General features: G+C 70.7%; 12 protein-coding genes. 1 reads left to right on the forward strand and 11 read right to left on the reverse strand.

Annotated features, from left to right (window positions below; genetic code table 11):
* Positions 1–9: 9 nt before the first annotated feature.
* Both Q7W82_RS02070 and glnA read right to left on the reverse strand, forming a co-directional pair.
* Positions 10–348, reverse strand: coding sequence for a P-II family nitrogen regulator (locus tag Q7W82_RS02070; protein WP_010341076.1), 339 nt, complete (start codon positions 346–348; stop codon positions 10–12).
* 325 nt (positions 349–673) lie between these two features.
* Complete coding sequence (gene glnA, locus Q7W82_RS02075) at positions 674–2,083, reverse strand: type I glutamate--ammonia ligase (protein WP_242159101.1); 1,410 nt, start codon at positions 2,081–2,083, stop codon at positions 674–676.
* A gap of 226 nt (positions 2,084–2,309) precedes the next feature.
* On the opposite strand from glnA, the gene Q7W82_RS02080 reads away from it, so the two are divergent.
* Complete coding sequence (locus Q7W82_RS02080; protein WP_010341074.1) at positions 2,310–3,101, forward strand: undecaprenyl-diphosphate phosphatase; 792 nt, start codon at positions 2,310–2,312, stop codon at positions 3,099–3,101.
* 640 nt (positions 3,102–3,741) lie between these two features.
* Here the strand turns inward: Q7W82_RS02080 and Q7W82_RS02085 are convergent.
* The 9 genes from Q7W82_RS02085 to Q7W82_RS02125 form a co-directional block, all read right to left on the reverse strand.
* Positions 3,742–4,353: a YbhB/YbcL family Raf kinase inhibitor-like protein gene (locus Q7W82_RS02085; RefSeq protein WP_242159100.1), complete on the reverse strand. Its 612-nt coding sequence runs from the start codon at positions 4,351–4,353 to the stop codon at positions 3,742–3,744.
* Between the two features lie 20 nt (positions 4,354–4,373).
* On the reverse strand, positions 4,374–6,449 hold the full coding sequence (locus Q7W82_RS02090; RefSeq protein WP_242159099.1) for a tetratricopeptide repeat protein: 2,076 nt from the start codon (positions 6,447–6,449) through the stop codon (positions 4,374–4,376).
* Positions 6,450–6,782: 333 nt separating this feature from the next.
* A complete protein-coding gene (locus Q7W82_RS02095) occupies positions 6,783–7,775 on the reverse strand; it encodes an alpha/beta fold hydrolase (RefSeq protein WP_160947914.1) in 993 nt (330 codons plus the stop codon).
* Positions 7,776–7,842: 67 nt separating this feature from the next.
* Positions 7,843–8,637, reverse strand: coding sequence for a lysophospholipid acyltransferase family protein (locus tag Q7W82_RS02100; RefSeq protein ID WP_160947915.1), 795 nt, complete (start codon positions 8,635–8,637; stop codon positions 7,843–7,845).
* Positions 8,638–8,741: 104 nt separating this feature from the next.
* Entirely contained in the window at positions 8,742–9,161 is a 420-nt protein-coding gene (locus tag Q7W82_RS02105) for a hotdog fold thioesterase (RefSeq protein ID WP_242159098.1), read from the reverse strand.
* A 145-nt stretch (positions 9,162–9,306) separates the two neighbouring features.
* Positions 9,307–11,301 (reverse strand): phospholipase D family protein, encoded by a 1,995-nt coding sequence (locus Q7W82_RS02110; protein ID WP_242159272.1) that lies wholly within the window; start codon positions 11,299–11,301, stop codon positions 9,307–9,309.
* Positions 11,302–11,312: 11 nt separating this feature from the next.
* Entirely contained in the window at positions 11,313–11,840 is a 528-nt protein-coding gene (locus Q7W82_RS02115; protein ID WP_242159271.1) for a YceI family protein, read from the reverse strand.
* 83 nt (positions 11,841–11,923) lie between these two features.
* On the reverse strand, positions 11,924–12,400 hold the full coding sequence (locus Q7W82_RS02120) for a histidine phosphatase family protein (RefSeq protein WP_160947952.1): 477 nt from the start codon (positions 12,398–12,400) through the stop codon (positions 11,924–11,926).
* A gap of 15 nt (positions 12,401–12,415) precedes the next feature.
* On the reverse strand, positions 12,416–13,048 hold the full coding sequence (locus tag Q7W82_RS02125; RefSeq protein WP_160947918.1) for a ParA family protein: 633 nt from the start codon (positions 13,046–13,048) through the stop codon (positions 12,416–12,418).
* Positions 13,049–13,171 lie beyond the last annotated feature (123 nt).

A 13,171-nucleotide genomic window follows, 5' to 3' on the forward strand; every position in this document is an offset into this window, starting at 1 on the left:
AAGGTGGGGTTAGAGCGCATCGGCGCCGATTTCGCCGGTACGGATGCGGACGACCTGCTCGATGGCGGTGACGAAGATCTTGCCGTCGCCGATCTTGCCGGTGCCGGCCGCGCCCTGGATCGCCTCGACCACGGCGTCCAGACGTTCGTCGGTCACCACGGTCTCGATCTTGATCTTGGGCAGGAAGTCGACGACGTATTCGGCACCGCGATACAACTCGGTGTGGCCCTTCTGCCGACCGAAGCCCTTGACCTCGGTGACGGTGATGCCGGACACCCCAGCCTGCGACAAGGCCTCGCGGACCTCGTCGAGCTTGAATGGCCGGATGATGGCGGTGATCAGTTTCATGCGCATACCCCGTTGGTGGAAGGAACCGGCCGCCGAAGGCCGACCGGCACTGGACCCATCGCCCGCACCGCGAACGGTGCGGGTACTGCTGCGCGATGCGTTCCGTGGATCACGCCGTGGCCCACCGCACCCGAGGTGCGGCGGCGACGGCGACGTGGGAGGGAACGTGGCCCACGGCACGCAAGCGCTCTGTTGCGCGGTACATCCCCTGGACAATCGATGACGCGACCTGCGGCGCGGACCACCTGCGCGGCTCCCCAGCCGGGCAGGTGGCGGCGATGGCGAAGGAGGGAGGGGAAGCCTTCGCCATCGCCGCGCGTGGAACTCAGTTGGCGTAGTACAGCTGGTATTCCAGCGGGTGCGTGGCTGCACGGAACTTGGTCACTTCCTGCATCTTCAGCGCGATGTAGCCGTCGATGAAGTCGTCGGTGAACACGCCGCCGGCCTTGAGGAACTCGCGGTCGGCATCCAGCGCTTCCAGCGCCTGGTCGAGGCTGGAACACACCTGCGGGATCTGCTTCTCCTCTTCCGGCGGCAGGTCGTACAGATCCTTGTCGCTGGGCGCGCCCGGGTCGATCTGGTTCTTGATGCCGTCCAGGCCGGCCATCATCAGCGCGGCGAAGGTCAGGTAGCCGGACTGCAGCGGATCCGGGAAACGGATCTCGATGCGGCGCGCCTTCGGGTTGGACACCCACGGAATGCGGCACGAGGCCGAACGGTTGCGCGCCGAGTAGGCCAGCATCACCGGCGCCTCGAAGCCCGGGACCAGGCGCTTGTAGCTGTTGGTGCCGGAGTTGGTGAAGGCGTTGATCGCCTTGGCGTGCTTGAAGATGCCGCCGATGTACCACAGCGCCATCTGCGACAGGCCGCCGTAGCCGTCGCCGGAGAACAGGTTGGTGCCGCCCTTGGCCAGCGACTGGTGCACGTGCATGCCCGAGCCGTTGTCGCCGACGATCGGCTTGGGCATGAAGGTCGCGGTCTTGCCGTTGCGGTAGGCGACGTTCTTGATGATGTACTTCAGCATCATCAGTTCATCGGCCTTCTTCACCAGCGAGTTGAACTTGGTGCCGATCTCGCACTGGCCGGCGGTGGCCACTTCGTGGTGGTGCACTTCGACTTCGATGCCGACCTGCTCCAGGGTCTTGCACATCTCGGCGCGCAGGTCCTGCAGCGAGTCGGTCGGCGGCACCGGGAAGTAGCCGCCCTTGACCGCCGGACGGTAGCCGCTGTTGCCGCCTTCGAACTTGCTGCCGCTGCTCCAGGCCGCTTCTTCCGAATCGATCTTGAAGAAGGTGTGGCCCATCTCGTTGCCGAAGCGCACGCCGTCGAAGATGAAGAATTCCGGCTCCGGGCCGAAGAACGCCTGGTCGGCGATGCCGCTGGACTTGAGGTAGGCCTCGGCGCGCTTGGCCACGCCGCGCGGGTCGCGGCCGTAGCTCTGCATGGTGGCCGGGTCGAGGATGTCGCAGGTCAGCACCAGGGTCGGATCGGCCATGAACGGATCGACGAAGGCGGTGTCGGCGTCGGGCAGCAGGACCATGTCCGACTCGTTGATGCCCTTCCAGCCGGCGATCGAGCTGCCGTCGAACATCTTGCCTTCCTCGAACAGCGCCGGCTCGATGATGCTGACCGGGAAGGTGACGTGCTGCTGCACGCCGCGCATGTCGACGAAGCGCAGGTCGACGAACTCGATCTTGTTGTCCTTGACCAGCTTCTCAATAGTTTCCGCAGACATTCGATGCAACCTCGGGTTGTGAAGGGCGTGGGCGAGTATCAGCAATCGCCATGCCAAGCGTGTGGCACTCACAAGCCCTTGATTCTGCTGAAGCGTGCACGCGAACGATGCAAATGCACTGCACTTAAGTGGTGCATTTGCAGATGAACGCACCAAATTTGTGCGCAAGGCGGATGCTCTATCCTTGCCCAGCTTCCCCCTCCCCCAAAACGCGACCCTCTCCTCCATGAGCGATCTGTTGTCGGCCCTGCTGCTGGGCATCATCGAAGGCCTGACCGAATTCCTGCCCATCTCCAGCACCGGGCACCTGTTGATCGCCGAGCGCTGGCTCGGCCACCGTTCGGACTTCTTCAACATCGTGATCCAGGCTGGCGCGATCCTGGCCACCACCCTGGTGTTCCGGCAGCGCCTGTGGGACCTGGCCACCGGCCTGGGCGACCGCGCCAACCGCGACTATGCGTTCAAGCTGGGCGCCGCCTTCCTGGTGACCGCGGTGGTCGGCCTGGTGGTGCGCAAGGCCGGCTGGCAGTTGCCCGACAGCGTGCAGCCGGTGGCCTGGGCGCTGGTGATCGGCGGCGTGTGGATGCTGGTGGCCGAGTACTTCGCCGCGCGCCTGCCCGAACGCGAGACGGTGACCTGGACGGTGGCCATCGCGGTAGGCCTGGCGCAGGTCGTGGCGGGCGTGTTCCCCGGCACCTCGCGGTCGGCGGCGACGATTTTCCTGGCGATGCTGCTGGGCCTGAGCAAGCGCTCGGCCGCGGCCGAGTTCGCCTTCCTGGTCGGCATCCCGACCATGTTCGCGGCCAGCGCCTACTCGTTCCTGGAGCTGTACAAGGACGGCGGCCTGGGCAGCGAGAACTGGGGCGACGTGGCGCTGGCCTTCGTCGCCTCGATGGTCACCGGCTTCGTGGTGGTGAAGTGGCTGCTGGGCTACATCAAGTCGCACCGTTTCACCGCCTTCGCGGTGTACCGCATCGTGCTGGGCGCGGCGCTGCTGCTGTGGCTGCCGGCGGCGTGAGGGGTCGAGTCCACTAGGCGCTGCGCGCGCCGACCCTCACCCCAACCCCTCTCCCGGTGGGAGAGGGGCTCTAGCTTCTCCCTTCTCCCGCCAGGAGAAGGTGCCCCGCAGGGGCGGATGAGGGTGCGGGCGAAGCCGCGCAATGACAGTTTGCGAGGCGCTGCGCGCGCCCGACCCTCACCCCAACCCCTCTCCCGGTGGGAGAGGGGCTCTAGCTTCTCCCTTCTCCCCGCCGGGAGAAGGTGCCCCGCAGGGGCGGATGAGGGTACGGGCGAAGGCTCGTAAGGACAGATCGGCTAGGCGCTGCGCGCGCCGACCCTCACCCCAACCCCTCTCCCGGTGGGAGAGGGGCTTTGGCTTCTCCCTTCTCCCGCCGGGAGAAGGTGCCCCGCAGGGGTGGATGAGGGTACGCGCGAAGGCTCGTAAGGACAGTTCGGCTAGGCGCTGCGCGCCCGACCCTCACCCCAACCCTCTCCCGGTGGAGAGGGGCTTTGGCTTCTCCCTTCTCCCGCCGGGAGAAGGTGCCCCGCAGGGGCGGATGAGGGTACGGGCGAAGCCGCGCAATGACAGTTTGGCGAGGCGCTGCGCGCGCCGGACCCTCACCCCAACCCCTCTCCCGGTGGGAGAGGGGCTTTATGGCTCACTTCGCCGCTGGATTGAGGCTGTAGGTGCCATGCAGGCTGGCCTCGGCCAGCACGTGGCCCTGCATTGCGCGCAGGGCGTCGGCGGCGGTGAAGCGTGCCGGGACGTCCAGCCGCGTCACGTCCAGGGCGAACAGGCGAAAGAAGTAGCGGTGCACGCGCAGGTCGTTGGCCGGCGGATACGGGCCGTCGTAGCCGTGGTAGTCGCCGCCCATCGCCGCGTCGCCGGCAAACCAGTCGGTATAGCTGTTCAACCCCTGCCGCGCGCCCGCCAGGCCGGGCGGTTGCCGCTTGCCCTTGGCCACCACGCCGTCGCTGGCGCTGCCCTCGGCGATCTCGCGCAGGTCGGCCGGCAGGTCCACCGCCACCCAATGCACGAATTCGGTGCGCGGTTGTTCGACCGGGATCTGCACGTCGTCGCGGCCGACCATCTCGGCCACGGTCGGCACGTCCGGATCGACGCACAACAGCACGAAGGATTGAGTACCGGCCGGCACCGCGTCCCAGGCCAGGTGGGGGTTGCGGTTGCCGCCGAAGCCGTCGGCCTGGCCCATCGCGTAGGTCGCGGCGATGGGCTGACCCGGCTGGATGCTGTCACTGCGAAGACGCATGCGTGAATCTCCTTGGGGGATCAGGTTTCAGGGTAGCCAAGGCGGACCGCCACCGGCGTCAGCAGCGCGAAGGCGGCGGACAGCGGGGCGGCGTAGGCGCGCCAGTGGCCGGCGGCCAGGCGCGGCGGGCCGACCGTGGCGATGGTCGGGAACGGCATGCCGAACGCCTGCTCCAGCGCCGCCGCCACGCCAGCCGGATCGTGCTCGGTCCCGTCCAGGCGCACCAGGTGGTGCGGATACAGGTCCTGCTCGTGCAGGTCGGCGACCTGCGCCAGTACCGCGGCCAGCCACTGTGCGCCGGTCTCCGGCGAGGCCAGGCCCAGCGGCGCCGGGGCGCCGTTGGCCAGCCAGTCCAGCAGCATGTCGCGCGGATCGCGCAGCACCACCAGCAACCGCCCTTCCGGCAGGTGCGGGCGCAGCGCGCGCAGCAGCGCGTTGTCCCACCACAGCAGCCAGTCGACGATGTTGCCGTCGCCGACGCCGCGCGCCGGCAGCTGCGCGCGCCACTCGGCGACCAGCGCCGCACCGTCCAGGGCGCCGCTGTCCAGTTCCTCGACGCTGCGGAAGCGCTGCAGCCCGTCGGTCGGCGGCTGCGGGCCGAAGCGGTCGCCGCGCAGCACCGGGCTGGCCGCGTCGATCACCGCAATCACCCGCTCCACGCCGCTGCCCGGGGGACCCCAGACGAACAGCGGGCGCGCCTGGTTCTGCGGGTCGACCGTGCCCAGCGGCGGCCACTGCGCCGGGGCCTGGCCCAGCGGCGGCAGCGGCAGGCGATGCGGCAACTGTTCCTGCTGGAAGGCCACCCAGGTCGCCAACGCGTCTTCCGGGCGCCCGGCCGCATCCTGCACCGCCGCCAGCCACGGCCGCACCACGGTGCGGTCGTGTTCGGGCATGCGCTGCATCAGGCCGCGCACGTGAGCGATGGCGGCATCGTGCTCGCCGCGCTCCAGCAGCGCCTCGACCAGGCGTTCCTCGCCGCTGAGCCGGCCCGGTTCCAGCGCCACGATGCGCTGCGCCACGGCCTCGCCCTGGTCGCGCTCGCCGGCCATGTCGTGCACGCGCAGCTGCGCTTCCAGCGCCGGCACGTGCGCCGGCATCGCCGCCTGCCAGCGCGCGATCAGCGCGCGCGCCTCGGGGCCGCCCACCGGCTCCAGCGCCAGCCGCGCCAGCCACAGGTCGTGGGCGTCGGTGGTGGTGGCCAGCGCCGCTTCCAGGGTGGCGCGGGCGTCGTCGATCGTGCCCAGGCGCTGCCAGGCGATCAGCGCGGCGTGCAGGGTGCGGCGGTCGGCCGGGGCCACCGCCAGGGTGCGGCGCAGGTGGTCCAGCGCCTCGGCCGGACGATCGGCCTGCAGGGCGTACTCGCCGGCCAGCCGGCGCATGTTGGCGGTGTCGCCGGCCGGATCGGCCAGCACCGTTTCCAGCGCGGTGATGGCATCGTCCAGGCGGCCCTGGCGGTAGGCCAGCTGCGCGACCAGCGCCATCATCGCCGCGCCGGTGCCCGGGGTCAGCGCGGCGACGCGGCGGAACGCGGTCTCGGCGAAGGCGAAGTGCTGCTTGTCCAGGTAGGCGAAACCCAGCGCGTAGAGCAGGCGCGGGTCGTCCGGCAGGGCATTGCTGGCGCGCGCCAGCAGCGCCAGCGCGCGGTCGGCGTCGCCGCGGCGCAGCGCCAGCATGCCGTCCACGCCGAGCAACTGCGGATGCTCCGGCTGCAGGCGCGCGGCGGTGCGGCTCAGCCGCTCCACTTCGTCCAGGTCGCCGCGGCCCAGCGCCAGGTGCGCGCGCATCACGTAGGCGAGGAATTCGTTGGGATCCAGCGCCGCGGTCTGCGCCAGCGCGTCCTCGGCCTGGGCCAGGTCGTTGGCGCTGACCAGCATGCCGGCGTGCAGCAGGTGCAGGCTGGCGTCTTCCGGTGCCAGCGCGATCGCGCGGCCGATGCTGTCCAGGGCGGCGGCGGTGTCGCCGTGCTGCTGTTGCGCCAGCGCCAGCCAGCGGAAGGCCTGCGGGTCGTCGGCGGCCTCGGCGGCCCAGGTCTGGGCGAGACGCAGCGCGTCGGCGGTGTCCTGGCGGCGCAGGGCGTCGAGAATGGGCTGGTGCATGTGGGTCCGGCGTTGGGGCAAACCCGCATTGTAGCGGGAGCGTCGGCCTGCCCTGCGCGGGCGTCAGCGGCCACGCGGCAGGCGCGGCGGGCCCCGCTGGAAGCCGCTGTGCCGATCCTGCGCGGGGCGGAAGCGATGCGGTCGGCAAGGCGCGCCGCGCATGCCCGGCTGCGCAGACGAGCCGGTGTGCCGAGGCGCGCGACGCGGTGACGACGGTGATGCAGGAACGACGGAAGGCGCGTCGACACGTGTCGCGCTCGCGGGGGCGCGGGTGCGCCCACCCTGCCGAGCACCTGTCGCACGCCGGCGCGGGCGAGGTCGCCCGCTGGCCGGCTAGGCTTCCACCAGCCCCTCGGTCAGCCGTTCGGCCACCCAGCGTTCGGCGAAGCCGTCGCCGCGCGCATTCTCGATGAAGCCGCAATGGCCGCCCCAGTGCGCGATCTCCAGCCGGGCCACCTCGGGCAGGCGCCAGTTGCGGAAGTCGTCCAGCGGGATCACCGGGTCGTCCTCGGCCATCAGGATGTCGGCCGGCACGCTCAGCCCGAGCAGGCGCTCGCCGGCGATGCAGTAGCTGTCGAAGTAGGCGTCCAGGCTGGCGAAGCCGGCATGGCGCTCGGCCAGCCAGGCCATCAGCCCGCGCATGTCCAGCGCCAGGGTGGCGTCGTCGTAGCCGTGGCGGTCGGGGAATAGTTCGCGCTTGCGCAACAGCGACTCGCGCCACTTGCGGCGGAAGTACCAGTCGTAGAACTGCGGGCCGTTCTCGATCCGCTGCATGGTGGTGGCCGGGTCCAGCAACGGGCACACCGCGGCGACGTGGCGCAGCGGCAGGCCCGCGGCCGGCGCGCGCAGAGCCAGGCGCAGGGCGAAGTTGCCGCCCAGCGAATAGCCGGCCGCCAGCAGGGTCGGCGCGGGGAAGCGCTGCCACAGGTCGCAGGCGGCGTTGACCACTTCGTCCAGGCGCTCGGAGTGGAACAGATCCACGTTGAGGTGGTGGGTGCCGCCGTGGTCGCGGAAGTTCAGCCGGAACACCTGGTAGCCCAGCGCCAGCATCTTGGCCGCGGTCAGGCGCATGTAGCTGGAGTCGGCACTGCCTTCCCAGCCGTGCAGCAGCAGCACGGTGCCGCGCGGCGGGGCGCCGGCCGGCACGCTGAGCCAGCCCTGCAGGCGCACGCCGTCGCCGCCGTCGAGGATGTGCGAGGTGGTGGTGGCGCCGCTGGCGGCAAGCAACTGCTCGCCGCGGCGCAGCCGCAGCAGGCTGGAACCCAGTACCGATTGGACGTGCGGGTTGCGCAGCCAGCGTGGGGGGGAGTAATCGGTCGCGTTCATGGGCCGCCAGCTTGCACCCGCCGATTGGAGTAATCGGTCAAGCGCGTCAGGATCGGTGTCCCGGTGTTCAGGGTTGTGCCATCGCCGTGACGATGCGCGCGCGCGAGGTCTCGGCGATGCGCCGGCGCCCCTCCACGTCCTGCAGCCGGATCGGCTCCAGGAAATGCACCTCGGCCACCCGCCCCGGCTCGCCGAGCAGGCGCAGGAAGTTGGCGAAGAAACTCTCGTGCGGGCCGAACGCGACGATCTGCTGCGCGGAGCCGCCGGCGCCGTAGCGCAGGGCCACCGGCTGCACCGCCACCTCGGCCTCGACCGCGGCCTGGAAGATACGCGCGTGGAACGGCCCCACGTCCTGGCCGCTGCGGGTGCGCCCTTCCGGGAACACGCCGACCGAGCACCCGGAGCGCAGCCGCTCCAGCATCGCCTGCAGCACCCCGCCCAGCGACTCGGTGCTGCCGCGCTGGTGGAAGATGGTCTGCCCGCGTGCGGCCAGCCAGCCGACCAGCGGCCAGCCGGCGATCTCGCGCTTGGCGACGAAGCCCATCATGCGCTGGCTGTGCAGCATCACGATGTCGATCCAGCTGACGTGGTTGGCGACGAACAGCACTGGATTGGGCAGCGGCGCGCCGATGCGGCGCACGCGCAGGCCGAAGATGCGCAGCAACCAGGTCGACCACCAGCAGACCATGCGGTCGCCGAAGGACTCGGTGCCGGCGCGGCCGGGCGACAGCGCCATGCACACCAGCAGGAACGGCAGCGACAACAGCACATGCAACGCCAGCAGCGGCACGCGGTAGCCGTAACGAACCCAGCGCAGCGCCCCACCGTATTGGCGCATGGCGGGTGGGGAGAACTCGCTCATTCGGATAAGGGTACCGGAAGCGGGGGCCTAGCGGAGAATTGTGTCAGCCCGAAGACGCCGCCGCGGCAGCGCGCGCCACGGCGGGGTTCAGCCATCGACCGGGCTCAGCCGCGATCGACCACCGCCAGGGTCAACCGCGACACGCACACCGGCTTGCCCGCCGCGTCCTCGATGTGGATTTCCCACACCTGGGTGCTGCGGCCCACGTGCAGCGGCCGCGCGGTGCCGGTGACCACGCCGCTGCGCGCGGCGCGCAGGTGGTTGGCGTTGATCTCCAGGCCCACGCAGATGCGCCCCGGCTCCACGCACAGGTTGCCGGCGGTGCTGCCCAGGCTCTCGGCCAGCACCACCGACGCACCGCCGTGCAGCAGCCCGTAAGGCTGCCGCGTGCGCGCGTCCACCGGCATCGTCGCCCGCAGCCAGTCCGGCCCGGCCTCGGTGAAGACGATGCCCAGGTGCGCGATCAGGGTGTCGCGGCAATCGGCGTTGAGGGCGGCAAGATCGGCGGGTGCGCGAAAGGACATTGGGAGGCCGGGATTGGGGATTCGGGAGTGGGGATGGGCAACAGCGGCATCCCCGACACTGACATTATCGCGCCTGCACGGGGCATCCGGTCGCGGGGGATCTGCTTTTACGAATCCCCAATCCCGAATCCCCACTCCCGGCGAATCAAAGAATCGGCACCAGCCCCGAGCCGAACGCGGTCAACATGCGCACCAGCAGCCACTTGGGGCCGACGTTGACCTCGGGGAAATCGCCGACCGCCTTGTAGCAGCGGTGGAAGCCGGGATCGCGCCGGGTCAGCGGCGCCGGGCAGTCGGGGCCGGGCTGGAAATCGTAGTCGGTGGCGTAGCGCCAGGGCCAGAAGTCCAGCACCGGCAGCGCCTCGGAGACCTTGCCCATGCTGTAGTTCAGGCCCGACAGCACCGGCGGCTTGACCCGCGGCGCCACCACCCAGGAATTCTCCGGCTCGATGTCGCGGCCGATGCTGGCTGCCAGCGCCTGCGCGAACGCCGGATCGTCGACGATCACCGCGCCTTCGGTGTTGTAGGTCTCGCTGCGCGGGTCGAAGTTGTGGGTGCCGATCACGCCGACGCGGCGGTCCACCACCAGCGACTTGGCGTGCAGGCCCATGCGCGCGCCCTCGCGGGTCACCGGCAACGGTCGGTTGGCGATGCGCCGGCTCAGGTAGGACGGGCGGGTCTCGGTGCGCAGCACGCGACGCTCGACCTGGCTGCCGTCGCCGCGGCCGCCGGATGGCCCGCCGCTGCCGCTGCCGAGCAGCGAACTGCGCCCGGCGGCGCTGCCGCCCAGCAGCGTGTTGCGCCCGCTGCGCGTATCGCCGCCGCTTTGGCCGCTGGCCGGCGCGGACGGCAGCTCGCCCTGCAGCGGTGCCGGCAGCAGGTTGGCGTAGTCCACCGGCGCGTCCAGCGGGAACGGCTTGTACTCGTAGATGTCGAAGCCGAGCTCGCGCAGGTTGCGGCGCTTGTACTTGTAGGACAGCGCGTACACCACCGGGTTGTCGGTGGCCGCCAGGCTGTTGGTGGCCACCACCACGCGCGGCGGCGGGGTGCGCTTGCGCAGGTCGCGGAAGATCTCCTGCGCCGGGTCCGACAGCACCAGGTACGGCGTCTGCAGGATGATCTCCTCGCGCGCCTCGGCGATCAGCCGGTCGAGCTTGGGCGCGGTGGAAATGGCCTTGGGGCCGTGCTCGCGGCGGTGCTTCTGCGGCAGGTCGGCGACGTAGTCCACGTGCTTGACCGGCAAGGCCGGCAGCACGAAGGCGTTCTCCACGAAGGCCGGATCGGCCGCCTCCTCGCTGACCCGCTGCACCCGCTCCGGGCGCAGGAACTGCGCCGGCGGCATCGCCGGCACGCCCTCGCGCAGCAGCAGCTTGCCGACGTCGTTGAGCCGTGCCACCGGCACGCTGCGCCGCGCCGCCCAGTACGCATCGAAGTTGGCGGCCATCGACCGCGCCACCGGACCGGCGACCAGCACGTCGCGGTCGCGGAAGTTGTACTCGGCGTCCCAGTCGTAGTAATCGTCCTGGTAGTTGCGCCCGCCGACCACGCCGATCGCATCGTCGATCACCAGCAGCTTGTTGTGCATGCGCTGGTTGAAGCGGCGGAAGCAGCACAGCACGCTGGCCGCGTAGTGGAAGTAGTTGGGCTTGGCCAGGCCGAAGGTGGGGTTGTAGATGCGCAGCGAGAAGTTCTCGTGCGCACCGGCCAGCGCGCCGAGGATCTGCAGGTCGGAGATCGCCGAGAGCTGGTCGATCAGCACCCGCACCTTGACCCCGCGCCGCGCCGCGGCCAGCAGTTCGTCCATCACCAGCCGTGCGCTGTCGTCCTTGTCGAAGATGTAGGTCTGCAGGTCGATGCTGCGGCTGGCGCTGCGGATCAGGTTGACCCGCGCCACCAGCGCCTCTTCGCCATGGTCGAGGATGGTGGCGTAATGCCGCGGCGCGCCGTCGCCGGACTGGGCGAAGGCCTTGCCGGCCAGCCCGCGCAGCGGCGAGGCCAGCGCGCAGTGGTCCCCGCGCGTGCAGTCGACCTGGCGGTCGCGCGCGGCCTCGGCGATCGCCACGGCACGGCCGTGCTGCGCCTGCGACAGGCTCGCGCAGCCGCTGCCGAGCAGCAGCGCCACCACCACCAGCACCCGCATCAGCCGCGATGTCACCGAGGGGCCGCCTCGGTCAGGCGTGCGCGCAGCACGAACGTGACCCGGTCGCTCAAGGCCAGATCCCACTTGTCCATTCCGTAACGTCCACGCAATACCGTACCGCGGCTGATGACATCGCAATCATAGCCTGGGCGGGTGCATGCGGCCGGCATGACGGTCAGCGTCTCGGCGTGGCTGATCCCGCGGATGCTCAACGTGCCGGGCACCGGCCCGCCCTTGCCCAGCACCTGCGGCGAGAACGGCTGCGAGTCGAAGGACACGGTGGGGTAGCGTGGCGCGTCGAAGAAATCCTCGCCGCGCATCCAGCCGGTGTAGCGCGGCTTGCCGGGAATCTCCACGTAGGCGGTGAACAGGCGCAGGTGCACCTGGTGGCGCCCATCGGGCAGCACGTGCACGGTGCCCTCGTAGCGCGGGAAGAAGCCTTCGATGCGTTGGCCGAAGCGGGTCCGGATCTCGAACCCGAAGCGCGACTGCGCCGGGTCCAGGCCATACTCGCCGGGCGCCAGCGGCGCAGGCGTCACCTGCGCATGGACGGTGGCGCACCACAGACACAACGGCAGCAGCGCGGCGCACAGCGCCGGCCGCAGGGACCTGCGCAGCGCGCTCAGGGCCACCAGAACGCGGTCAACCGCGCCACGCCCGGCTCGATCGCCGCGTCGTGCGGCACCCCGAGCACGGCGACGCTGGCGGTGGGCATGCCGCGGTAGTCGCCGGACTGGCCGCTGTGCATCAGCGCCGCCAGCCGCTCCAGGCCCGGGTTGTGGCCGACCAGCAGCAGCCGCTCGACGTCGCGGTGGCCATCCAGCAGATCGGCCAGGGTGCCCGAGGTGGCCTCGTAGATGCGCGGCTCCAGGCGCTGCTCGACGTAGCCGGTCAGGCCCAGCACCGCCTCCAGGGTTTCGCGCGCGCGCCGCGCCGGCGAACACAGCACCCGGTCCGGCACCAACCGCTGCTCCAGCAGCCAGCGCCCGGCCGCTTCGGCCTCGGCCAGGCCGTGCGGGGACAGCGGCCGGTCGAAATCGGCCTGGCCGGTGTCGGCCGGTTCGGCGTGGGCATGGCGCAGCAGGATCACTTCTCGCAAAACGATGGTCATCGGTCAGGCCTTCTTGAGCCACTTGAGCAACGGTTCCCAGTCCTGCTGATGGTCGCGGACCTGGACGGAGTGGTAATCGAACAGGCTGCGGCCCAGCCCCACCAGCACCACGTAGGCCTGGCTGTCGCGCAGTTGCGCCACCACCGGGTAGGGCCAGTCGGCGAGCATCTGCAGCGCCTGCTGGGTGGCATTGGTCCAGGGCTTGCTGCGGTTGAGCACCAGCCCGACCGGCAGCTTGCGCTGATGCACCCGCGGCACCTTGGCCAGGGTGTTGAGGAAGCCGACGGTGGCGTCGATGTCCAGCGCCGACGGCATCACCGGCACCACCACCGCGTCGGCCTCCTCGAGGAAGTGGCCCAGATCCTCGGCCATGGCGCCGGCGGCGGCGTCGACGATCACCCGCTGCGCATCGTCGGGCAGGGCCGCGCGCCAGCTGCGCTTGCGGCTGGCGTCGATCGGCAGCACCGCGCTGTCCAGCCCGGCGCGGCGTTCGGCCCAGCGGGTCGAGGAGCCCTGCGGATCGGCATCGGCCAGCACCGTGCGCTTGCCGGCCAGCGCGTAGGACGCCGCCAGGTGCGTGGCGACCGTGGTCTTGCCCACGCCGCCCTTGGAGCCGGCCACCAGGATCGTCTTCATGCACGCCTCGCTTCCGGGGGAAGAAGCCGGAGCGTACACCGGCCCTACGTCAGCCGGTAGTCAACGCGCAGCACGCCGCCCGCCGCCGGGCTTGCTATCGTGGCGGCCCCCTTCGGCTTCCAA

The sequence above is a fragment of the Xanthomonas indica genome, from assembly GCF_040529045.1.
Taxonomy (GTDB): domain Bacteria; phylum Pseudomonadota; class Gammaproteobacteria; order Xanthomonadales; family Xanthomonadaceae; genus Xanthomonas_A; species Xanthomonas_A indica.